This window comes from Lactococcus nasutitermitis (assembly GCF_018403765.1).
Taxonomy (GTDB): Bacteria; Bacillota; Bacilli; order Lactobacillales; family Streptococcaceae; genus Lactococcus; species Lactococcus nasutitermitis.
Window position 1 is genome coordinate 67,107 of sequence record NZ_BOVQ01000010.1, and the last position, 21,130, is coordinate 88,236.

Here is a 21,130-nt window from a genome sequence, read left to right on the forward strand (position 1 = left end):
CTATGTCAAAAAATTATTTATGATAAGTCGAACCACGATTAATCATCTGCGCCCGATAAATCTGCTCAACCAGCACCAGTCGCATCAACTGATGCGGCAAAGTCATCCGACCAAACGAAATCTGAACATCCGCACGCTGATAAACCTCCCGCGCCAAACCGAGCGAACCACCAATCACAAAAACCAGATTTCCACCACCATAAATTCCCGTCTCCTTGACCAAATTCGCCAGTTCTTCCGAAGACATCAATTTCCCTTGAATTGCCAAAATTGCCAACTTATCCCCAGCTTGAACACGTGCCAAAATCTTTTCCCCCTCGCGATTTTTCACCAATTCCATTTCTTTTTCTGAAGGATTTTCAGGAATTTTCTCATCTGCCAATTCCACAATTTCCAGTGACAGCATCGTCTGCATCCGCTTCTGATACTCCGCAATTCCCTCTTTTAAATATTTTTCCTTCAATTTTCCCACAACAATTAATTTAATTTTCATCACTTCTCCACATTTTGTTTTTTAATGTTTCTCCTAATTTTACCTTTTTCCCCCGCTGAAAACAATATGAAAACACTATTTATCAACATTTTTTCTTTCTTTTCCACTTTTCTGTGGAAAACTATGCTATTTTTTCCCCTTTTACACACCTTTTTTAAACTTATTCACATTTCTGTGGAAAACTTGTGTTTAACTTCCATTTTATCAACAATTAAGGTACTATTAAGTGTGTGAATATAAAATAGAACCATAAAAACAAACAAAACACAAGGGGAGAAAATATGTCAAAAGCTAACACAAATATTGCAAAGCTACTCTTGACAGGGGTTGTAGGTGGAGCCATCGCTCTTGGCGGGAGCGCCATTTACACGCACAGCACAGGTCAAAACACAACAACTAACAGCAGTACAGGAACAACACAAGTCAGCAAAGTCAGCGTTGATGTCAACACCGACACAACCAAGGCAATCAAAAAAGTCTCAAACGCTGTCGTTTCTGTCCTCAACTACTCAAGCAGTAGTTCATCAGATAATAACAGCCTAGATGGCATCTTCGGTAGTGATTCCGGTTCATCAAGTGCCAGCAACGCACCACAACTTTCCAGTGAAGGTTCCGGAGTTATTTACAAAAAATCTGGCGGTACAGCCTATGTTGTCACAAACTATCACGTCATCGCAGGCAACAGCTCACTCGAAGTCAAACTTTCCGACGGCCACAAAGTCAAAGCAACTGTCGTAGGTTACGACGAATACACCGACCTTGCCGTCCTCAAAATGAGTTCATCAGACGTCAAAACTGTAGCCACTTTTGGAAATTCTGACGATTTAACAGTTGGAGAACCAGCAATTGCCGTAGGTTCCCCACTTGGCAGCACCTTTGCAAATACAGCCACAGAAGGTATCGTCTCAGCCAAAAGCCGTCAAGTCACGATGTCTCAAGAAAGCAATAACGCAACAACAAATATTAACGCCATCCAAACAGACGCTTCTATCAATCCAGGTAATTCTGGTGGAGCATTGATTAATATTGAGGGACAAGTGATTGGTATTACCCAAAGTAAAATCACCAGTGCCGATGATGGTACATCTGTTGAAGGCATGGGCTTCGCTATTCCTTCCAATACAGTTGTAACTATCATCAATAAACTTGAAGCCGACGGAAAAGTAGTCCGTCCCGGACTAGGCATTGAAGGAACTGATTTATCAACTCTTAGTAATGATGTTATTGAACAACTTAAACTACCAAATGGTGTAACATCTGGTGTTGTCATTGCCCAAGTTCAATCTGGTATGCCAATCGCTACAGCAGGTTTAAAGGAATATGATGTCATTACAAAATTTGGAAAATTCAATGTAGGCTCAATGGCAGATTTAACAACTGCATTGAATAGCTACTCTATTGGAGATACTGTACAAATTACGTATTATAGAAGCGGAAAGGAACACACCGCCTCAGTTAAACTAAGCAAAACTTCATCTGATATTAAGTTTAGTAATAGTAATCAAAATAATACTAACTCTGATAGCAATGATGGTAACTAACTCCTGAATTACTATTATTAAAAACTTCAAAAGAATTCTTTTGAAGTTTTTTTGTAACATAACTTGACTTTCTAAGGAAAGTGTGGTATAAAGAAAGCGATATCAAATAAGGAGGTGTCAAAAATGACAAAATCACTAAAAATTAAATTATTATCACTACTCATTCTCTTTCCAGTGCTAATAGGATTGAGTGGATGGATATCTGCAAAAGCAGACACTCCTGTTTTACGTTTTTATCGCCCTTCCAGAGGTGTACATTTCTATATTCCTACTCCAAGTTATACTCCGGGGGCTACAGTATCAGTTGGTGGTCCCGGTGACAATTTTGAAGGAGTTGGATGGTATGAACCTTCTTCTGGTTCGACCATTTATGAAATACAAAATCCGAATAGTTTAGAAATCATGCTCACTACCAGCAGTGCGGAACTTTATTCTTTAGAACGAGCTGGTTGGAACTATGTAACATCAACAATGAAATCAGGAGGCTCTATTCCTGTCTATAGACTTTATTGTTCTGGAAGTGGACACTTCTTCACTACTAATGCAGCCGAAAAGAATGCACTTGTTGCAGCAGGATGGTCTTATGAAAAAATTGGCTTTTATGCCTCTAAGGCTGGTATTCCAGCTAATAAAATAGCTTAGTTCTTTAACCAAACCTCCTTTAGGAGGTTTTTCTTCTCCCACATTTTCCCCAAAAACTAAAAATACATCGAAAGTCTTACAAAATTTTTCCCGTTTCTCTTTCATTTTGTGGTAAAATAGATACCAAGCATGAAAATTTTACTATACTTAGAAGCTGAGAATTTCTTAGCAAACTCTGGCATTGGGCGGGCCATGATACATCAACAACACGCCTTAGATTTGATGGGTGTAGATTGGACAAAAGACCCAAGTGAAGACTATGACATTCTTCATCTCAATACTTATGGTTTTACCAGCTGGAAAATGCTTCATGATGCAAAAAAAGCAGGCAAAAAAGTAATTTTTCACGGGCATTCGACAAAAGAAGATTTTTTAAATTCATTCACTGGTTCTAACCTTGTAGCCCCATTTTTCAAAATGTATCTGATGCACTTTTATAAACGTGCTGATTTAGTCATCACACCGACAGAATACTCTGCCAGTCTCATCAGAAATTATGGTATCAAATGTCCAATTCTTCCAATAACAAACGGAATTAACCTTGCAAAATATAAAAAAGATCCACGTAAAGAACAAGCTTTCCGAGAACATTTTCATATCAAAGAAGGACAAAAAGTTGTCGTCACAGCCGCTTTATATTTCAAACGCAAAGGAATTGATGATTTCATCAAAGTAGCTGAACAAATGCCTGATGTGCGTTTTATTTGGTTTGGTTACCAAAATCTCTGGACAATTCCCGGTTGGGTGAGACGGATTGTGAAAAAAAATCATCCCAGCAATGTCGAGTTTCCCGGTTATATCAAAGGCGATGTTTTTGAAGGTGGAATGACTGCAAGTGATGCTTTCTTCTTTCCTTCTCGTGAAGAAACCGAGGGAATTGTTGTCTTGGAAGCTCTTGCCAGTCACCAAAAAGTCCTTGTTCGCGACATTCCAGTTTATAAAGGCTGGCTTGATGAAAATTCTGCAAGCTTAGCAACTGATGTTGATGGATTTGTTCAAAAATTACGTGATATTTTAGACGAAAAAGTTGATAAAACACAAGCAGGTTATAAAGTAGCTGAATCTCGTACGATTGAACTCGCAGCCCAAGAACTTGTGAAAGCTTATCAGCAAACATTAGAACTTTAGGATAGTTCTGAAAGCTCAAACTTTTCATTTGAACAATAGCTTTTCTGCTTTCCTTTAGACGAGAATTTATATATGAGAATTGGTTTATTTACAGACAGTTATCTCCCGCAAGTCAGTGGAGTAGCAACTAGTATCCAAACATTAGCGACTGAGCTAGAAAAACAAGGACACGTGGTTTATATTTTTACCACAACTGATAGCAATGCAGACGTTGACCATGAATATCATATCATCCGCTTGCAATCTATTCCCTTTGTCTCTCTGGCTGAGCGAAAAATAGTGATTAAAGGTGTTTTTGCTGCCTATCTGATTGCCCGAGATTATCAGTTGGACATTATTCACACCCAGACTGAGTTTGGAATGGGACTTTTAGGAAAAATGGTTGCTGCGCAACTGCGTATTCCTGTCATTCACACTTTACACACAAAATACGAAGATTATGTGCATTATATTGCCAAGGGACATTTGATTCGTCCAAGCATGGTAAAATATGTCATTCGTAACTTTTTACGTGGTACAGAAGGTATCATTTGCCCAAGTGAAATGGTGCTTGAAACAATAAATGATTATGGTGTGACTATTCCAAAACGGATTATTCCAACTGGAATTGAGATTGATCGTTTTAAACGTGACGATATCACAGCACAAGATACTTCAGACTTACGAGAAAAATTAGGTATTTCTGATAATGAATTTGTTTTGTTGAGTTTATCTCGCATTGCTGCAGAAAAAAATATCCAAGCAGTCATTCATGCTTTACCCGATATTTTAAAAGAATATCCTGTAAAACTCGTGATTGTTGGACGTGGGCCATACAAAGAAACACTCGAAGCTTTAGTCGAAGAACTTCATCTTGAAAAATCCGTCATTTTCACAGGTTTGGTTCCCAATGAAGAAACTGCCTACTATTATAAAATGGCTGACTTTTTCATTTCAGCTTCAACCTCAGAAACACAAGGTTTGACTTATCTGGAAGCTCTCGCCACTGGAACACGTGTATTAGCCGAGAAAAATCTATATCTTGATAGTTTGATTAACAATGAAGAATTTGGATTTTTGTTTGCTACTGATGATGATATTTCTGAAACAACTTGTGAAGCTATTTCTCATCTACACCCGATAGATAAGTTTATGTTTGAGAAAAAACTTTATGAAATCTCTGCCGAAAACTTCGCCAAACAGGTTTATATGTTCTATTTGGATACGATCATTGCTTACAATCAGCGCAAAAGCCTTGAAGTTGACCGTTTCCCTATAAAGATAGAGGATACTGTACGTCAAATGCCTGTCAATGTCCGCCGTAGTATTAAGCGAGAGCAACTCCGTGCAAGATATTTTGCGCGAAAAGCCACTAAATTGGCGAAAAATTTACAAAGTTATGTTAAAATAGATAAGGACAAAGAGTAACGTTTTACTCATTTGAAAGGAAAAGAATTAGATTATGAAATCACATTTAGTTGCTATGATTGAACGTTTAAATCGTTTGGTTGAAAACGGCGACCCTAAAGAAACCTATAATTTTGAACGTGAAGGCGAAGTTATGGCCACTGTAAGTTACAGTCCTGAGGACGCTGCGTTCTCTATCCGTTATCCAAAACAAAAAGATGCGGCTTTGTTTGATGATATTGACTTGGTTGCTATCGAAATTTACGATATGATTTATTAAAACTGGGAAACCAGTTTTTTTATTACATTTTTGTTTAATAATTGTAATGTTTTCGAATATATGATATACTTTTTTTATACTAAACTTTAAGTTACATTTCAGGAGATTAAAATGAAAATGAAAAAAACAATTCTCGCTGCTGGTGCTATTGCTTTAGCAACTTTCTCATTGAGCGCTTGTTCAAGTTCAAAAAATAGCGATGCTGCAAAAAAAGCTTTTATCAACGATGTTACAGAATTAAATAACAAGAGCTATAATTCTGATAAAGTGACGATGAAAATCAATAGCTTTAATGCCACAGGTGAAAATTCCACTGATTTAAACAAATATTTGAAAAACTCAACATTTGATATCAATGTTCAACGCGATTCTCAAAATAAAGCAGCAAGTCTGGACGGTTCTGTCACTGTTGATGGCAAAGACTACAATCTGGGACTTATCATGAATGAAGCTGGAATTTATGTGAATAGTGCAGATGTTAAAAGTTTGTTCAATACTTATAAATCTCAAATCCCAGGAAATACTGGCGAAGATGCACAAGTTTACAATGCAATGTTTAAAGGTTTAACCACACCTTATTTCTTAATTGATGAGGAAACGATGGATGCTGGTTTGAAAGCTTCTGATTCTAGCACTGGTGTAACTTCTTGGTCATCTGAGTTAAACAGTCTATTTTCTCAATCTACAGCTAGCAAATCTGATTTGACAAAAGCATTTAAAGATGTGGATAATTCTGACTTCAGTCAAAGTGGTGATACAGTAACAGCTAAAATTTCTGCTAAAAATGGCGATTTGGATGATGTTATAAAAGGTGCTGCTTCTGTTAATAGCTCTATTTCTGAAGCCCAACTGAAGAAAATTCTAAAAGGCGGTAAAAGTGATACTTCTATCAAGTCACTCTCTATTGTCGAAAAAATAAATTCTAAAACACACAAATCTTCTAGTGTTATTACTGGTAAGATTGAAGATAAGAAAGCAAAAGATACTGTTTCTTTCAAGATTTCAGTAAATTCACAAGTTGCAAAAGTGAAATCAGCAGTGAAAGTTCCTAGCGCAAGTCAAGCCAAAACAATCCAAGATTTGGAACAAAGTGCGATTGACAGCATGACACAACAAAGTTTACAAGCTACAACTTAATATTTGATGATAAAAAAACCTCTGACAAGTTTGTCAGAAGCTTTTTTTATTTTTGACAGACTTGTCAAAAAATTTTATTCATCAAAATAAATCTGTTTGACCTCATCTGTGTATGTTCCGTCTAACTTATGCACAATCAGCGGTGGTAAAAAAACTTCTCCACCAATTTTTCCATCTTTGATAGCTTCAATCAGCAAAATATTTGCAGGTTGATCAACTTTCGGATAGACAAATTGAATTCTCTTAGGTTGCAAATTATTCTCGCGCATCTTATCCACAACTTCCAAAAAACGTTCGGGACGGTGAACCATTGCAAGCCTGCCATTACTTTTCAGCAACTTCTTACTCATCTCAAAAATCTCATCAAGATTTGTCATCAACTCATGACGTGCCAATGTATAATGATAATTTCCATTGATATGACTGCTTTTATCAACTTTAAAATAAGGCGGATTACAAAAAATCAAATCTGTACTTGATGGATGAAGATAATTCAAGGCATTATTCAGATTATCATTGATAACCGTGACCTGATCAGTCAAATCATTCAATTTTACCGAACGTTCTGTCATATTTGCCAAACGCTCTTGTAGTTCAATCTCGACAATATTTGCCTGCGTTCTACCACTTGCAAACAGCCCAACTGCGCCATTTCCTGCACACATATCAATGATTTGACCTCGTTTTGGCAAACGTGGAAAACGTGCCAACAAAACCGCATCAATTCCGAAGGAAAAAACTTCCCGACTTTGTATAATTTTTATCTCCGAACCCGCGATTTCATCAATCCGCTCATCAGAATTTAACTTGATTTCACTCATAGCTCTTATTATATCAAAATTTTCCGCAGATAAAAAAGAGCTTTTGCTCTTTTTTATCCACAATTTTTTTGACAGAACTGTCAAAAACTATTTTTCGGAGATTTCACGCAACATTTTCTGACGGTCATCCATATCTTTCGCCGCAAAGCCCATTTCAGGCTCGTAGCTGGTAATTTCTGTTCCGTCAAAATTAATAATCTGCGCATTGTGATTTTTTCCATCAAATAAAAAGCTCGTAATCAGCGCACCAGCCTTCTCTGGCGTTTTCACTTGTGCAGGAATTTCTTCAGGAGCAATTTTTGACATACCATTCAAATCCGTCGCCACAGCACCCGGCATCACCCCAAAAATCTGCTTCTTACTGCCATCTTTGATAAATTGATAACCAAACGCCATTGTCATACTATTGAGCGCCGCTTTCGAGGTAATGTAAGCCAGCGGTTGCCAATAAGGATTTCCAGAAATCGGAATCGTCACATTCAAAATTTTTGCCTCATCCGTCAGCTTATCAAGCAGTGCCAAAATCACACCATGTGTCCCAAGAAAATTCACCGACAAGGTCTCTTGCAACTCCTCTGCCGTATAATCAAAGGCAGATTTTCCCATATCATACGCGCTCCGACCCGTTGCCATTTTCCCAGAAATCCCCGCATTATTCACCAAAATATCCAAACTAGAAATCTTCGCAAAATCAGAAGCCACCAAATCATTCAAGTCAATCTTGACAAAGTCCGCCACGAAACCTTCTTCTCGCAGCTTCTCAGTCGCCGCTTCGCCACGCACTTCATCACGCGCACCGACATAAATCTCGTAACCTTTTTTCGCCAAACTCCGCGCAATTTCAAAACCAATTCCCTTATTTGCGCCTGTCACTAATGCTTTCATTAAATAGCCTCTTTTTATTTTCCCCACTTTTATCATGATGTGACATATATTATCCTTTACATAAAAATGCTTGAATGTTATTTTCAAGCATTTTTACTATTTTAATCTTCATTTGTAATTTTAAACACCATCGCTGTCCGAGGTGCGAGTACCATATTGAGTTTGCCTTTGCTATAGCCAAAGCTACTCCGTGGGCCAAAGCCACCATATTTATTATCATCTGTATCAAAAATCAACTCAGGACGTTCTGGTAAATCAAGACTCAATCTTTCCTCAAAAGTTGGATTGAAGTTAAAGACAAATAATAGTTCGCCTTTCTGATAAGCTAACAATTTATCAGAATTTTTGACCCAGCGCTGTTGCAAAGTATCTGGCTTTTCCATAAATTCATACTGATGTTCAAGTTCCACCATATCATGGTCAAAAGCAAGCAGATATTTAAAGCGCAACTCTTCGTTTTCAGATAATGACCATTGCCTGCGTGCGTGCTGGAAGTCGTCTCCATTACCAGGACGTGGGAAATCTAGCCATTCTGGATGCCCAAATTCATTACCCATAAAGTTTAGATAGCCTTCGCCAGCAAGGCTAAAGGTGACTAGACGGATGAGTTTATGCAAAGCCAATGCACGATAAATTACCAGCGAGTCCGTGTGGATATCCATACTATCATAAATTGCAGCATCAGCAAGCCACATCATAATTGTCTTATCACCAACGAGGGCTTGGTCATGACTTTCAGCATAACCAATATTTTTTTCTCCCGGACGTCGTATTGTTAGTTCCCACCAGAGTGCCATCAAATCCAGTTCATCATCTGATTTTTCTTTGAGTTGTTTTATCCAAAAATCAGGAATTCCCATGCTCAGTCGATAATCAAAACCAATTCCACCAGTGGAAATCGGTAACGCCATTCCCGGCATTCCCGACATATCTTCAGCAATCGTTGTTGCATCTGGATTGACCTGACGGATCAACTCATTTGCCAACATCAGATAAGTGACGGCTTCAACATCGGTATTTAAGCTAAAATACTTAGAATAATCTGTGAATGCAGTGCCCAAACCATGATTATGATAAAGCATGGAAGTCACACCATCAAAGCGGAAACCGTCAAACTTATACACATCAAGCCAAAATTTCAGATTGGATAGTAAGAAATGAATGACTTCATCTTTTCCGTAGTTAAAAAGTTTCGTGTTCCAAGCTTTATGTTCGCCACGCGCTCCTTCATGAAAATATTGTGACGTCGTTCCATCAAACATATTAAGACCATCACCCACATTTTTTACCGCATGAGAATGCACAACATCAAGCAAGACACGCAAACCCATACCGTGCGCTGTATCAATCAATTCCATCAATTCGTCTGCTGTTCCAAAACGGCTTGAAATCGCAAAAAAGTTGGATACTTGATAGCCAAAGCTTGCATACAAAGGATGTTCCATGATTGCCATGAGTTGGATGGTATTGTAACCTGCTTTTTTAATCCGTGGCAAAACATCTCTTTGAAATTCTTTATAACTATTTATTTTATAGTCTTCACTAGAAATTCCAATATGTGCCTCATAAATCAATGGCGCTTCTTTTAATTTTGGAGCTATATTTTTAAACTCATAGGTTGGTTGAATAATCACACCGTCCAATTGATGTGTTTCATTGGGAACGGCATACATGATATAGCTTGGCACACGAAAGACTGAACTTCCATTAACTACAAGTTCAACTTTTACCTTACTACCAACTGGCAAAAGTCCCGGTGTGACAAGTTCCCAAACACCACCGTAACTTGCCTTCATCTCATAACCATCATGATTCCAACCATTAAAATCGCCGACAAGATAAGCTCTTTCAGCATTAGGCGCCCATTCCCGAAATGTCCAGTTATTTTTCTCCTGTTGAAAACCAAAATACTTATAACCATTTGCAAAGTCTAACAACGTTCCATTCACTCCCAAAAGTCGCTTCTTTGCACGGGCAAACTCCCACATTCGTAATTCCAAATCCGACTTGAAAGGCTCCAAATATGGGTCATAATCCAAAATATTCAAAGGCATCACAAAACCTCCTCTTTTTTTATTGAAAACTATTCACAAAATATGCAAACATCATCTCCCTCTATTCTACCATTTTTGGAAAGGTTTTCATAATAAAAATATGAAAAAACACAAAGATTTTTCTTTGTATTTTTATTTTTTCTTTTATGAACCAATTTCAATCACTAAATCACTTTTCTTTCTTACATATGGGTCATGTGTCACAATCACAACTGTTTTTCCTTTTTCAACTTCTTTTCTCAATAAATCAACGACTTCATTTCTATTTTTTTCATCTAATGAACCTGTCGGTTCATCTGCTAAAATCAATTCGCTTTCTTTTAGCAATGCACGTGCCACAGCTACTCTTTGCTTTTCTCCACCAGATAAACTATAGACTTTTGTATTTAAGCGATGGTCAATATGAACTTGTTTTAAAATTTCTTTCATTTTCTTTCGTTTTTGGCTCATAGAAAGTTTGATGTAGCTTAAAGCAATCAATAAATTTTTTTCAATACTTTCATCTTCTATCAGTGCAAAATTTTGAAAAAGATAGGAAATATGCTTTCGTCTTAATTTTAGAGCAGCTGGGCTGTTATACGCTGGCGCAAATTTTCCTTCAAAATAGTATTTTCCATCATCATAATCTTCAATCATTCCAATAATATTCAAAAGAGTAGATTTACCAGCTCCACTTGCACCATAAATGGCTGTCATTTTTCCTTTTGGGATTTTTAAATTGAGCTTATCAAAGATCGTATGTCCTTTGTAGCTTTTTGTCAATTCTTCAATTTCAATCATTTTACTCTCCTTTTAGTACGTTCAAAAATAGATGTTTTTGTAGTTTTATCAGTATCAAAGTAATAATCAGGATTTCTATAATAAAATAAAACATTAACGCTTCTAAAGTCACAGCAACATCGCTTTGGGTTAAAGCATAAGCAAAGTATAAAATCCCTTGTGAAATCACAAGCACAAAAAGAGATTTATAAGTTGAAAAGAAAGAAATCCCATATAACCTTTTCACTGCAATTTTCTTTTTGTAATTTTCAAAGTAAAAAACCGTAGTCGCTAAAATCATTGAAAGAAAAATGATAACAACCAATCCATTTGTAACTGCATAACTCCAAGGATTCCCAACCGATGACAAAGCGTTTGCTTTATTCATGTTATTGACAGTAACCATTGAGGGCTGAGTCTCTAACTCTCCCATACCATTCAAAATTTGAGAAATTTTTTCATAGGTTTTATCTTTTGACTTGTGTATTTTGAATTTTAATACTGTATTGTATAGAAAATCAGTATTTTTTCCTGCATTTTTCAAAGTATAAACTTCTAGTACATCTGGGATAATTTTACTATTATTCCCATCTAAGAGCTGCACTTTTTGATTATCTTTAATAAAATAATATTTAACTTTTGAGTTAGAAAATGAATCTGCAAAGCTATAATCCTTTTTTATTTTTGATAGTTTAGACTTATATTTTTCATCAATCAGAACAATTCCTGATTTTTCTTGAGTGGTGATTTTAATCTTTCGATTATCAGCAGAAATTATTGGAAACTTCAAAAGATAGTTATCATTAACTTGTAAAACATGGAAAGCACCTCCATTATTAGCAGATAATAAATTAACATAAAGTCCTTCGTGTTTTTCTGCATAATCAAATAAACTAACAGAAGATTTAGGAATTATATTATTATTATTCAGATTATACCCCACATATTCTGGATAAAGTACACCATATTCTTGTCCAATCTTAGAATTTGTTTCTGTATTACTATTTACAAAATAAAGTAATGAAGCCGTTGTTGAAACTGTTACTAAAAATACAAAAACTTTTACTCCATAAAGTATATAATAGCTGTATCTAAGAAAAGATTTTGAATTAAGTTGATTGATAAGAGAAAAACCTGATACAATCGCTATTGAAACATAAGAAACAAAACTAACTATCAGGTTAAGAAGCGCTATCTGAACCGTATAGTGAAGACTAAAACTTTTAAAAATCAGTAAACTTGCCAATAAATAAACAACTAGAGAAACAATAATAAAATCTCCCAAAAATAATTGCTTTCCTATTTTGTAGGTGCTCATACCATTTAAACGATAAATTGCAATGGATTTATTATTTTCAACAAGCCAGATAAATAAGAAAATTCCAAAAAAGATAATTGAGATATTTATAAATAAAATCAAATTACTATTATTATAGGAGATAAAATCAGTCGCGCTCGTTGGGGGAAGACTATTCGGATGAATTTTTAATTTTTTTGCGCTTATTTTTATTGCATATTTTTGATTTAATGCGTTTGAAAGCTCTTGAAGTGTCTCGTTAAGTTTTTTATTTTTAACATAAATATCACTCCTGCTTAGTTGAACAGAAGATATTTTAGATAATGGTTCATTCCAAAAATCATAGCTAAAACCATGAGAAAGAAGAACTTTTTTATTTTGAGATTGATAGTCACTTCTGAAAAAAATAACATTATTTTTATCTTTTAATAAATTTGCATTTCCTCTCCCATCGTTTTTTGCTCCTATATAAACACTCCTAAAAAGAAAAGATGTACCAGTTTTTTCTGATACACTCTTCATAAGAGAAACTAACTCTTTATTCGTGTCAATGGATGAGGGAAGATATATTTGTGTATAGCCTTGTACATCGTATAGTCGTGTAATTTGTGAGTCAGCTAAATCATTTTTGGTCATATTAGCGGCAGAAAACGAAATCACAGCAAATAGGATAAGGAACACAAATTTAATTGCCTTATTCATAGTTTCTCCTTACAATTTAACATACCAACCATTTAATGGTGCATTCCAAGCGCCTATAACTTTAGCATATGAAATTTTGTTAGATAAAACAACAGAACTAACTCCTTCTTTGCTTCCAAGTTTTACCCAACTATAGTGGATTTTATTAATTTTAGCATTGTCATAGCCTTTTGCTTGTCCAATCGTAGGACTAAATCTATCCGTATAGGCAGTATTCCAACCTCCCACAACAAATATTTGCGCTGAAGCAAAAACCGTACCTGCAATTCCAAATGATAATAATACCGTGGCAAGTATTATCTTTTTCTTAATGCTTCTTCTTCTGAAAGATGCTCGTGTCCATGTCATCTCCATACTTTTTATCTTCTTTCAAAGTTCTTTATCCCAAATATAAAAAATATTTGTGATATATTGAACTTGTTTTTATATTAAATCTTTTTTAATTATTTTTCAAGGGCTTATTATAATAAACGCTTAACATTTCAATGTTCTTATTTTCTTTTTGTACATTTATTCTATTTTAAACCACAAATAGATATTATAATATTGATAATTCATATAAAAAACTAGCTCAGTCTTAAGACTAAGCTAGTTTTATTTATGCCGACTATAGGAATCGAACCTACGACCCCTTCGTTACGAGTGAAGTGCTCTACCGACTGAGCTAAGTCGGCACAATAAATGATTGTCGTGTGACAACCATTATATTATATCAAATTTTTTGTTGATTTTGCAAGTATCAATGCGCAAAGATGTGCGTTGCTTCCGTTTGCTTATTATTAGCTTCTTCTGTGAATGAAAAAATAAGACTTTTAAAAAGTCTTATTTTTATTTTTTAAAAATCTTTGGCATTTTCTTTGTTGTAGCCGTATTTTTCACAGAAATCTTCACGAAATTCTAGGAGATTATCGTCCATGATTGCTTGACGTGTGCGTTTCATGAGGTTGACGAGGAAATAGAGGTTATGATAGCTACATAGGCGTAAACCGAAGGTTTCGTCGGCTTTGATCAGATGACGAAGATAGGCGCGCGAATAGTTGCGACAAGTATAGCAATCACACTCTGGATCAAGTGCTGTGAAGTCGTGTTCGTACTTGGCATTTCTGATATTTACGCGTCCAAAACTTGTCATGAGGGTACCATTTCTGGCGATACGGGTAGGGAGCACACAGTCAAACATATCAATCCCACGGATAACACCGTCAATCAGGCTATCTGGCGCACCAACGCCCATGAGGTAACGCGGTTTATCTTCTGGCAACAGTTGAGTGGTAAAATCAAGCACGGTGTTCATTTCTTGATGACTTTCTCCAACAGCAAGTCCGCCGATGGAATATCCTGAAAAGTCCATACTGGTAAGGTCTCTCGCAGATTGTTTGCGGAGGTCTTCAAATCCTGCACCTTGAACGATACCGAAAAGTCCTTGGTCATGCCAACGTTGGTGCGCATTAAGTCCGCGCTCTGCCCAACGTGAGGTACGTTCGACAGAAGCTTTGACATAATCATAAGGTTGGTAAAATTGTGGACATTCATCAAAACTCATCATGATATCACTGCCAAGATTATTTTGGATTTGAATGGCTTTTTCTGGGGAGAGAAAGAGGTTTGAGCCGTCAAGATGACTTTTAAATTTGACGCCTTCTTCGCTGATATTTTTTTTGTTTTCTACGAGGCTATAAACTTGGAAACCGCCGCTATCTGTGAGAATGGGTTGATTCCAGTTCATGAATTTGTGTAAACCACCAGCTTCAGCGATGAGTTCATCTCCTGGTCGATTCCAAAGATGGTAGGTATTTGCCAAAATAATGCCTGAGCCCATTTCTTTGAGTTCTTCAGGAGATTGAGTTTTGACTGTGGCTTGTGTGCCTACGGGCATGAACATTGGTGTGGGAAATGTGCCGTGTGGCGTGATAATTTCTCCAAGTCTTGCTCCTGTATGTTTTTCTTTTTTGATGAGACGATATTTTATTGCGTGTTCTGTCATGGATAAATCCGTTCTATTTTAATTGTTCTTTTTCTTAAATCAGCACTTATAAGTATATCAAAATTTCCCTAGCTTTTACAGCTTATTTTTTATGATAATTAAGTGAATCTTACAATATTGTAAGGTAAAATCTTTGAATTTATGTTAAAATAAGGTCGTAGATTATTTATTACATATTTTAAATTTTTGAAGGAGAAGCATTATGGAACGTTACGAAATTAAGGCGCAAGCAAAAGCTGCGTTACATGAAAACTTTGGAAACAAGATGTTGCTGTTTATTATTCCTATTCTTTATGGAATCTTTACAACGGGAAATAGCATTCGGACACATTTTGAACAGCACTCTAACGCTACTGCTACTGCTACGCTTGCGGCTTTAGGTGTCATTGGAGTTTCCTTATTATTTACAGTTATTATTGGATTGATTGTTAATATCATCACTGTTGGTGCTATTTTCAACTACATTAAAATTTTCCGTAAGGAACGTGAAAATCCTCAATTTAGCAATATTTTTATTCCTTTTTCTGATGGTTCTTGGGTAAAAATTTTACTTCTGAGCGTTGTTAAGGGAATTCTTGTGATATTGCTTACTTTCACTATCGTTGGTATTCCTTTTGCTATCTATCTTAGTCTTGGCTGGTCACAGGCGAATTATGTGCTTTATGATCAACTTGAAAATGGAACTTATCATGGTGTGATGGGTGTTTTGCATGGTTCTGCTGAGGTAATGCGCGGTTCTCGTGGGAATTTCTTTGTTTTCTTGTTGAGCTTTATTGGCTGGGGACTTTTAATTGGTATTACTTCTGGACTGGTTGGCTTTTGGACAACACCTTATATCAATATGAGCCTAGTTGCTTACTATGAAAATCTGAAATAATTTTTTGACAGTTTTGTCAAAAATATTGTGACTAAAAAAACTTCCTGTTGAGGAAGTTTTTATTTTTGACAGAATTGTCAAAATTACTTTTTGGCTAATCCTGTCAATGCGTAAGCAACTTTGATACAGAGGTTCATGACAATGTCATTGCGTCCTGCTTCGCGTAAAATCTGCTCTGCTTCTTCACTCTGAAGTCCTTGTTGTACCCAGAAAATATCGGCATCTGTTTTCAAAAATTCGCGAGCGACATCTGCCAGAAATTCATTACGGCGAAAAACGTCAACGATATCAATGTGAACGGGAATATCTGCGAGGCTCGCATAAACTTTTTCGCCTAGTAATGTCGTGCCTGCCAGTTTTGGATTGACAGGAATTATCGTGTAACCATTGTCCTGCAAAGCTTTGGCAACCATATAGCTAGAGCGGTCTGTCCGGTCTGAGATGCCGACAACTGCAATCGTTTTGGACTTTTCAAGATAAGTGCGGATAACTTCCATGCTTGGGTTTTGAAATTCGTAGGTCATAAAATTCTCCTTTTTTCTATGATAACTTTTCGTAATCTATAGTAATTATACCACTTCATGCTATAATTAAGCTATGAATAAGAAACGTAAAAAATCACAAGCTTCGTTTGCTGGGCTGTTAGTTGTTATTATTGCACTGGGAATTGGTTATTTTTCTGCGGATAAATTGCATTCTGACAATTCCTCAACTTCTACTACACAATCTGTTTCTTCTGGCAAGGTTTTGGCGACTTCGGTGGCGCAGAAACCTTTGCCATTTGAAAATAAACATCAGCTGGTCATGACTAATAATGATGCGCTCGGACGTGCGGTAAATTCACATATTCAGTTGAAAAATTCGCAGGAGCCTGAGGTGAAACGTGAACCTCTGACTTATAATCCTGTAGGCTGGCACAACTATGATTTTTATTTCAAAAAAGATGATGGCGATACTGGGCGAATGTGGTTGATGGCACGTGGACACTTGGTCGGTTATCAGTTTTGTGGGTTGAATAATGAAGCGCGCAATCTTGTGCCAGAAACGGCGTGGTTCAATGGTGGCAACTATACTGGTACAAATGATAGCAACAATGCCAGTATGCTCTACTATGAAAATCGGCTGGACAACTGGCTTTACAATCACCCTAGCTACTATCTGGATTATCAGGTGACACCACTTTACAAGGGAAATGAGCTTGTGCCGCGGCAAATTCGGCTGGCTTATGTTGGCTATGACAGTCACGGTGACAAACTCCAGATTAAACTCGGCGGCGGACGCGAGAAATCTGGCAATGACGGCGCAACGGTCGTTGTGCTGGACAATATTTCGCCAAATGCTAAGATTGATTATGCGACAGGAACAGCGACAAATACGGTTTCTCGGGCTTATTAATTTTTTGACAGCTTTGTCAAAAAATCTAAACTGCTCATTTTGCCATAAAACTTTTTGACAAAGCTGTCAAAAAAATTTTTCATACAAAAGGCTGAAAAAATCAGTCTTTTTTCTTGCTATAATAAAAATATAAAGAATTACAGGAATAAAATTTTGGAGGAAATATGATGCTTTTCTTACTATTTGCCGCGTTGATTGTTTTTGCAGTCATCAAAGGTTTTTTCAAATATATTTTACCAGTTTTACTGATTTTGTTTGTGTTGCGAATGATTTTGGGTGGTTTGATGTTGCTATTCAGTCCTCATTTCTGGGGCGCGTTGCTCGTTGTTGCGTTCTTCGTCTGGCTGATTGGCACCGTCAAACGTCAACGGCGCTACTAGAAAGGAGTTGCTATGTTTAGTTTTCTATTTGGCTTGGTCGTCCTCGCCTTTATCGTGTCAATTTTCCTTGCCGTATTTGGTGTGATTGCCTGGCAAGTTTTCTATCGCATTGTGCTTCCGATTTTCGTTCTTTTACTGATTTTGCGGATTATTTTCGCGGGAATCATGCTCCTGTTTAATCCACATTTTTGGATATTTGTGGCGATTGTCGCGCTGGTTGTCTGGCTTCTCGGAAAGTTTAAAGGAAAACGTTAAATGGAAATTCTAGGGATTATTTTAGTTGCTCTCATTGTCGTCCCCGTCTTTTCTCTAATTTATGCTAGTATTCGTAAATTGCTATTTCGCAAAAAAAGTCCTGAAAGTTGGGGCTACTACGTTACTCAAGGTGGGATTGGTTTTATACTTAATATTTTCCTAAATCTATTTTAAAAAAACACTGACATAAATTTTGTCAGTGTTTTTTTATCATTTTGCTTCGTACCAAGTCATTCCTGTATTTTCTTCGACTTTCAATGGAACTGACAACTCAACAGCATCTTCCATCGTTGATTTGACCAGTGCTTTTATCTCGTCCAGCTCAGCATTTGGCACATCGAGAATGATTTCATCGTGTACTTGCAAAAGCATTTTCGTCTGGAAATTTCCTGCCAGCAGAGCGCGATTAAGATTAATCATGGCAATTTTCAAAATATCGCCAGCAGAACCTTGAATCGGTGCGTTAATCGCCTGACGTTCAGCACCGTTTCGGATATTGAAGTTCCGTGAATTGATTTCTGGGAGCTTGCGGCGGCGGTTAAACATTGTACTGACAAAGCCTTTATCACGAGCATCACGAATGGTCGCTTCGATATAATTTGCCACTTCAGGATAGCGGTCAAAATACATATCAATGAATTTGCGTGCTTCTTTGCGGTCAATTCCCAAGCGCCGTGCCAGCCCGAAGTCCGTCTCACCGTAGGAAATCCCGAAATTGACAGCTTTCGCGTTGCGCCGGTCATTTGGCGTGACATCCTCGGCTTTTTCAATCCCGAAAACGCGCATCGCCGTACTCGTGTGAATATCCTGATCCTCCTTGAAAGCTTCAATCAAGTTCGGATCCTGTGCAATGTGCGCCAGCACTCGCAACTCAATCTGCGAATAGTCGGAACTCAGCAACACGCTGTCAGCACTCGGCACAAAGGCTTTCCTGATTTTTCGACCTTCTTCAAGGCGCACAGGAATATTCTGCAAATTCGGCGCAACAGATGACAAACGACCTGTCTGCGTGAGGTCTTGCACATAACGTGTATGGATTTTCCCATCAGCAGCGATTTCAGGAATTAAACCTTGCACATAAGTTGATTGCACCTTGGCAACTTGGCGATATTCCAAGATTTTGGCGACAATCGGTGCCGTTGCAGCCAGATTTTCCAGCACATCAACCGCTGTCGAATAACCTGTTTTCGTCTTCTTACCGTGCGGTAATTCCAACTTTTCAAACAAAATCACGCCCAACTGCTTTGGCGAATTAATATTGAATTCTTCGCCAGCAAGTTCGTAGATTTCGGCTGTCAATGCAGACAAACGTTCCTCATTTTCCGCGCCGATTTCTTCCAGCGTTTCCTGTTTGGCGCTAATTCCAGCAATTTCCATTTTCGCCAAAACTTCCGCAAGCGGCAATTCCATTTCTGTCAAAAGTGGCAGCTGCTCATTTTCTGACAAACCTGTCAAAAGTTTTTCTTTCGTTTCCACAAGCACACGGATTTTCCGCGCCAAATGAGCAAAGAAAACATCATCTTCAGGAAGCGCACGTTTGACACCTTTTCCATAAACTTCGTCGTCGCTTGCTAAATTTTCACTAGCAAACAAGCGCGCGATGGTTGAGATTTTATTATCCTCAGTCGTAGAAAGCAGGTATTTCGCGAGCATACTGTCAAAACTGACCAGCGGCAATTCCCGTCCCAAACGATTGAGCAACACGCGATTTTTCTTGAAATCATACGTATTTTCAGGAAAATCCATTTTTGACAGAACTGTCAAATCCTTTGATACAAAGATTTTATCCGCATTTCCCCAAGCAAAACCGACAATTTCCTCTTTATGATAATTTTCCCCAAAAATCTCGAGATAAAAGAAATCATCTTTTTTGACAGAAATCTCATTTTCCGCGCTGACCACCTCAAACTCAATCTCAGATTTTTTGACAGAACTGTCAAAAATATTTTCAGCAGAATTTTCCAGTAATTTTGCCCGAAATTGCACAAATCCCATCTCATCATAAAATTTCAACAGCTCATCTTGTTTCGCATCATGATAAATCGTATCGTCCAGCCCAATTTCAATCGGCGACGTCACATTGATTGTCGCCAAAGTCTTCGACAAATAAGCCATCTCACGGTCGGCAATCAAATTCTCTTTCATTTTCGACTTCTTCAGAGAATCCACATTTTCATAAAGATTATCCAGCGAACCCCATTCGTGCAACAAATTCAGCGCCGTCTTCTCACCCACCTTCGTCACACCAGGATAATTATCCGAATTATCGCCCATCAGCGCTTTCAAATCAACAAATTGCGCCGTTGAAAGTCCCATTTTTTCCTGCAAAACCTCTGGTGTCCAAGCCTCGAACTCCCCCACACCTTTCTTAGAAATCTCAACCGTCGTATTGCTATCCACCAGCTGAATCAAATCCTTATCGCCCGTCACAATCGTCACGTCAAAAGCCACATCAGGCACCTCAGCCAACTTATCCAAGGTTCCAATAATATCATCCGCTTCATAATTTGCCAGCTCATAGTGCGTCAAACCCAGCTTTTCAATCATTTCCTTAATAAAAGGTAATTGTTCACGAAACTCATCCGGCGTCTTCGCACGTCCACCTTTATAATCTGCAAACATTTCCGTCCGAAAAGTCGTCTTCCCCGCATCAAAAGCAATCAGCACGTGCGTAGGTTGCAAGCGCTCCAGCAGATTTGTCAACATCAAATGAAAACCATATATCGCATTAGTATGCAGCCCACTTGGCGCCACAAAGCGATCAATCTGATGATACAAAGCAAAAAATGCCCGAAAAGCCACCGACGAACCATCAATCAATAATAATCTATTCTTATTTTCCATATCTCTCATTATACCTTAAAAATCCCAACAAAAAAAGGAAGCACTCCGCTTCCCCACATTATAATTTTTTTGGTATGAACTATCTCCACGTTGTCTATTTGTTCTGAATACAAAACAAGCTCACAACAACTTCCCTATGCCAAAAAACATTTATAGAAATAATAAACAAAAAGAGACCAAAGTCTCTTATTATTCACTTGGCAACTAGCCTATCTCCCAGGAGGCAACCTCCAAGTACTTCCGCCGTGGATGGACTTAACTTCTGTGTTC

Annotated in this window: 21 protein-coding genes and 1 tRNA gene; 11 read left to right on the forward strand and 11 right to left on the reverse strand. The window is 37.4% G+C overall.

Annotated elements, in window-relative coordinates; all coding sequences use genetic code 11:
• Window positions 1-13: 13 nt before the first annotated feature.
• Window positions 14-493, reverse strand: coding sequence for a 23S rRNA (pseudouridine(1915)-N(3))-methyltransferase RlmH (rlmH, locus tag KJS36_RS10510; RefSeq protein ID WP_213536872.1), 480 nt, complete (start codon window positions 491-493; stop codon window positions 14-16).
• Window positions 494-774: 281 nt separating this feature from the next.
• Here rlmH and KJS36_RS10515 point away from each other — a divergent pair, with 281 nt between their 5' ends.
• The 6 genes from KJS36_RS10515 to KJS36_RS10540 all read left to right on the forward strand — a co-directional run bounded on the left by KJS36_RS10515 (window position 775) and on the right by KJS36_RS10540 (window position 6,607).
• Window positions 775-2,034, forward strand: a complete 1,260-nt coding sequence (locus tag KJS36_RS10515) for a S1C family serine protease (protein WP_213536873.1) — start codon at window positions 775-777, stop codon at window positions 2,032-2,034.
• Between the two features lie 186 nt (window positions 2,035-2,220).
• Complete coding sequence (locus KJS36_RS10520) at window positions 2,221-2,676, forward strand: hypothetical protein (RefSeq protein WP_213536874.1); 456 nt, start codon at window positions 2,221-2,223, stop codon at window positions 2,674-2,676.
• 129 nt (window positions 2,677-2,805) lie between these two features.
• Window positions 2,806-3,804, forward strand: a complete 999-nt coding sequence (locus tag KJS36_RS10525; RefSeq protein WP_213536875.1) for an LTA glycolipid anchor biosynthesis glycosyltransferase, IagA/BgsA family — start codon at window positions 2,806-2,808, stop codon at window positions 3,802-3,804.
• 72 nt (window positions 3,805-3,876) lie between these two features.
• Complete coding sequence (locus KJS36_RS10530; protein WP_213536876.1) at window positions 3,877-5,211, forward strand: glycosyltransferase family 4 protein; 1,335 nt, start codon at window positions 3,877-3,879, stop codon at window positions 5,209-5,211.
• Between the two features lie 34 nt (window positions 5,212-5,245).
• Window positions 5,246-5,470 (forward strand): DUF1797 family protein, encoded by a 225-nt coding sequence (locus KJS36_RS10535; protein WP_213536877.1) that lies wholly within the window; start codon window positions 5,246-5,248, stop codon window positions 5,468-5,470.
• A gap of 111 nt (window positions 5,471-5,581) precedes the next feature.
• Window positions 5,582-6,607 (forward strand): hypothetical protein, encoded by a 1,026-nt coding sequence (locus KJS36_RS10540; protein WP_213536878.1) that lies wholly within the window; start codon window positions 5,582-5,584, stop codon window positions 6,605-6,607.
• Between the two features lie 74 nt (window positions 6,608-6,681).
• Here the strand turns inward: KJS36_RS10540 and KJS36_RS10545 are convergent, their stop codons facing one another.
• From KJS36_RS10545 to tgt, 8 genes are all read right to left on the reverse strand, one after another.
• Window positions 6,682-7,428 carry a tRNA1(Val) (adenine(37)-N6)-methyltransferase gene (locus tag KJS36_RS10545; RefSeq protein WP_213536879.1) on the reverse strand — a complete coding sequence of 249 codons (747 nt, stop codon included), beginning with the start codon at window positions 7,426-7,428 and terminating at the stop codon, window positions 6,682-6,684.
• Window positions 7,429-7,515: 87 nt separating this feature from the next.
• Window positions 7,516-8,313: an SDR family NAD(P)-dependent oxidoreductase gene (locus tag KJS36_RS10550; protein ID WP_213536880.1), complete on the reverse strand. Its 798-nt coding sequence runs from the start codon at window positions 8,311-8,313 to the stop codon at window positions 7,516-7,518.
• Between the two features lie 101 nt (window positions 8,314-8,414).
• Window positions 8,415-10,367 (reverse strand): alpha-amylase family glycosyl hydrolase, encoded by a 1,953-nt coding sequence (locus KJS36_RS10555; RefSeq protein ID WP_213536881.1) that lies wholly within the window; start codon window positions 10,365-10,367, stop codon window positions 8,415-8,417.
• Between the two features lie 144 nt (window positions 10,368-10,511).
• Window positions 10,512-11,147: an ABC transporter ATP-binding protein gene (locus KJS36_RS10560; protein ID WP_213536882.1), complete on the reverse strand. Its 636-nt coding sequence runs from the start codon at window positions 11,145-11,147 to the stop codon at window positions 10,512-10,514.
• Between the two features lies 1 nt (window position 11,148).
• Entirely contained in the window at window positions 11,149-13,125 is a 1,977-nt protein-coding gene (locus KJS36_RS10565) for a DUF1430 domain-containing protein (RefSeq protein ID WP_213536883.1), read from the reverse strand.
• 9 nt (window positions 13,126-13,134) lie between these two features.
• Complete coding sequence (locus KJS36_RS10570) at window positions 13,135-13,479, reverse strand: hypothetical protein (RefSeq protein ID WP_213536884.1); 345 nt, start codon at window positions 13,477-13,479, stop codon at window positions 13,135-13,137.
• A 247-nt stretch (window positions 13,480-13,726) separates the two neighbouring features.
• A tRNA-Thr gene (locus KJS36_RS10575) sits at window positions 13,727-13,799 on the reverse strand.
• 161 nt (window positions 13,800-13,960) lie between these two features.
• The gene (tgt, locus tag KJS36_RS10580) at window positions 13,961-15,109 is read right to left on the reverse strand and encodes a tRNA guanosine(34) transglycosylase Tgt (protein ID WP_213536885.1); all 1,149 of its coding nucleotides are present in this window, start codon (window positions 15,107-15,109) and stop codon (window positions 13,961-13,963) included.
• 202 nt (window positions 15,110-15,311) lie between these two features.
• Between tgt and KJS36_RS10585 the strand changes: the two genes are divergently transcribed.
• Window positions 15,312-15,986: a DUF975 family protein gene (locus KJS36_RS10585; RefSeq protein ID WP_213536886.1), complete on the forward strand. Its 675-nt coding sequence runs from the start codon at window positions 15,312-15,314 to the stop codon at window positions 15,984-15,986.
• An 83-nt stretch (window positions 15,987-16,069) separates the two neighbouring features.
• Here the strand turns inward: KJS36_RS10585 and KJS36_RS10590 are convergent, their stop codons facing one another.
• The gene (locus tag KJS36_RS10590; RefSeq protein WP_213536887.1) at window positions 16,070-16,510 is read right to left on the reverse strand and encodes a CoA-binding protein; all 441 of its coding nucleotides are present in this window, start codon (window positions 16,508-16,510) and stop codon (window positions 16,070-16,072) included.
• A 73-nt stretch (window positions 16,511-16,583) separates the two neighbouring features.
• On the opposite strand from KJS36_RS10590, the gene KJS36_RS10595 reads away from it, so the two are divergent.
• The 4 genes from KJS36_RS10595 (at window position 16,584) to KJS36_RS10610 (ending at window position 18,190) form a co-directional block, all read left to right on the forward strand.
• Window positions 16,584-17,381 carry a DNA/RNA non-specific endonuclease gene (locus tag KJS36_RS10595; RefSeq protein ID WP_213536888.1) on the forward strand — a complete coding sequence of 266 codons (798 nt, stop codon included), beginning with the start codon at window positions 16,584-16,586 and terminating at the stop codon, window positions 17,379-17,381.
• A gap of 164 nt (window positions 17,382-17,545) precedes the next feature.
• Entirely contained in the window at window positions 17,546-17,761 is a 216-nt protein-coding gene (locus KJS36_RS10600; RefSeq protein WP_373306166.1) for a hypothetical protein, read from the forward strand.
• A gap of 12 nt (window positions 17,762-17,773) precedes the next feature.
• The gene (locus KJS36_RS10605; RefSeq protein WP_213536889.1) at window positions 17,774-18,016 is read left to right on the forward strand and encodes a hypothetical protein; all 243 of its coding nucleotides are present in this window, start codon (window positions 17,774-17,776) and stop codon (window positions 18,014-18,016) included.
• Entirely contained in the window at window positions 18,017-18,190 is a 174-nt protein-coding gene (locus KJS36_RS10610) for a hypothetical protein (RefSeq protein ID WP_213536890.1), read from the forward strand.
• Window positions 18,191-18,226: 36 nt separating this feature from the next.
• On the opposite strand, the gene polA is transcribed toward KJS36_RS10610, so the two are convergent.
• Window positions 18,227-20,860 (reverse strand): DNA polymerase I, encoded by a 2,634-nt coding sequence (polA, locus tag KJS36_RS10615; protein WP_213536891.1) that lies wholly within the window; start codon window positions 20,858-20,860, stop codon window positions 18,227-18,229.
• Between the last annotated feature and the right edge of the window lie 270 nt (window positions 20,861-21,130).

Bases quoted from the DNA above. Each gene is read 5' to 3' on its own strand.
- rlmH (WP_213536872.1), bottom strand. From the start codon at position 493: ATGAAAATTAAATTAATTGTTGTGGGAAAATTGAAGGAAAAATATTTA.
- KJS36_RS10515 (WP_213536873.1), top strand. From the start codon at position 775: ATGTCAAAAGCTAACACAAATATTGCAAAGCTACTCTTGACAGGGGTT.
- KJS36_RS10525 (WP_213536875.1), top strand. From the start codon at position 2,806: ATGAAAATTTTACTATACTTAGAAGCTGAGAATTTCTTAGCAAACTCT.
- KJS36_RS10530 (WP_213536876.1), top strand. From the start codon at position 3,877: ATGAGAATTGGTTTATTTACAGACAGTTATCTCCCGCAAGTCAGTGGA.
- KJS36_RS10535 (WP_213536877.1), top strand. From the start codon at position 5,246: ATGAAATCACATTTAGTTGCTATGATTGAACGTTTAAATCGTTTGGTT.
- KJS36_RS10540 (WP_213536878.1), top strand. From the start codon at position 5,582: ATGAAAATGAAAAAAACAATTCTCGCTGCTGGTGCTATTGCTTTAGCA.
- KJS36_RS10545 (WP_213536879.1), bottom strand. From the start codon at position 7,428: ATGAGTGAAATCAAGTTAAATTCTGATGAGCGGATTGATGAAATCGCG.
- KJS36_RS10550 (WP_213536880.1), bottom strand. From the start codon at position 8,313: ATGAAAGCATTAGTGACAGGCGCAAATAAGGGAATTGGTTTTGAAATT.
- KJS36_RS10555 (WP_213536881.1), bottom strand. From the start codon at position 10,367: ATGCCTTTGAATATTTTGGATTATGACCCATATTTGGAGCCTTTCAAG.
- KJS36_RS10560 (WP_213536882.1), bottom strand. From the start codon at position 11,147: ATGATTGAAATTGAAGAATTGACAAAAAGCTACAAAGGACATACGATC.
- KJS36_RS10565 (WP_213536883.1), bottom strand. From the start codon at position 13,125: ATGAATAAGGCAATTAAATTTGTGTTCCTTATCCTATTTGCTGTGATT.
- KJS36_RS10570 (WP_213536884.1), bottom strand. From the start codon at position 13,479: ATGGAGATGACATGGACACGAGCATCTTTCAGAAGAAGAAGCATTAAG.
- tgt (WP_213536885.1), bottom strand. From the start codon at position 15,109: ATGACAGAACACGCAATAAAATATCGTCTCATCAAAAAAGAAAAACAT.
- KJS36_RS10585 (WP_213536886.1), top strand. From the start codon at position 15,312: ATGGAACGTTACGAAATTAAGGCGCAAGCAAAAGCTGCGTTACATGAA.
- KJS36_RS10590 (WP_213536887.1), bottom strand. From the start codon at position 16,510: ATGACCTACGAATTTCAAAACCCAAGCATGGAAGTTATCCGCACTTAT.
- KJS36_RS10595 (WP_213536888.1), top strand. From the start codon at position 16,584: ATGAATAAGAAACGTAAAAAATCACAAGCTTCGTTTGCTGGGCTGTTA.
- KJS36_RS10600 (WP_373306166.1), top strand. From the start codon at position 17,546: ATGATGCTTTTCTTACTATTTGCCGCGTTGATTGTTTTTGCAGTCATC.
- KJS36_RS10605 (WP_213536889.1), top strand. From the start codon at position 17,774: ATGTTTAGTTTTCTATTTGGCTTGGTCGTCCTCGCCTTTATCGTGTCA.
- KJS36_RS10610 (WP_213536890.1), top strand. From the start codon at position 18,017: ATGGAAATTCTAGGGATTATTTTAGTTGCTCTCATTGTCGTCCCCGTC.
- polA (WP_213536891.1), bottom strand. From the start codon at position 20,860: ATGGAAAATAAGAATAGATTATTATTGATTGATGGTTCGTCGGTGGCT.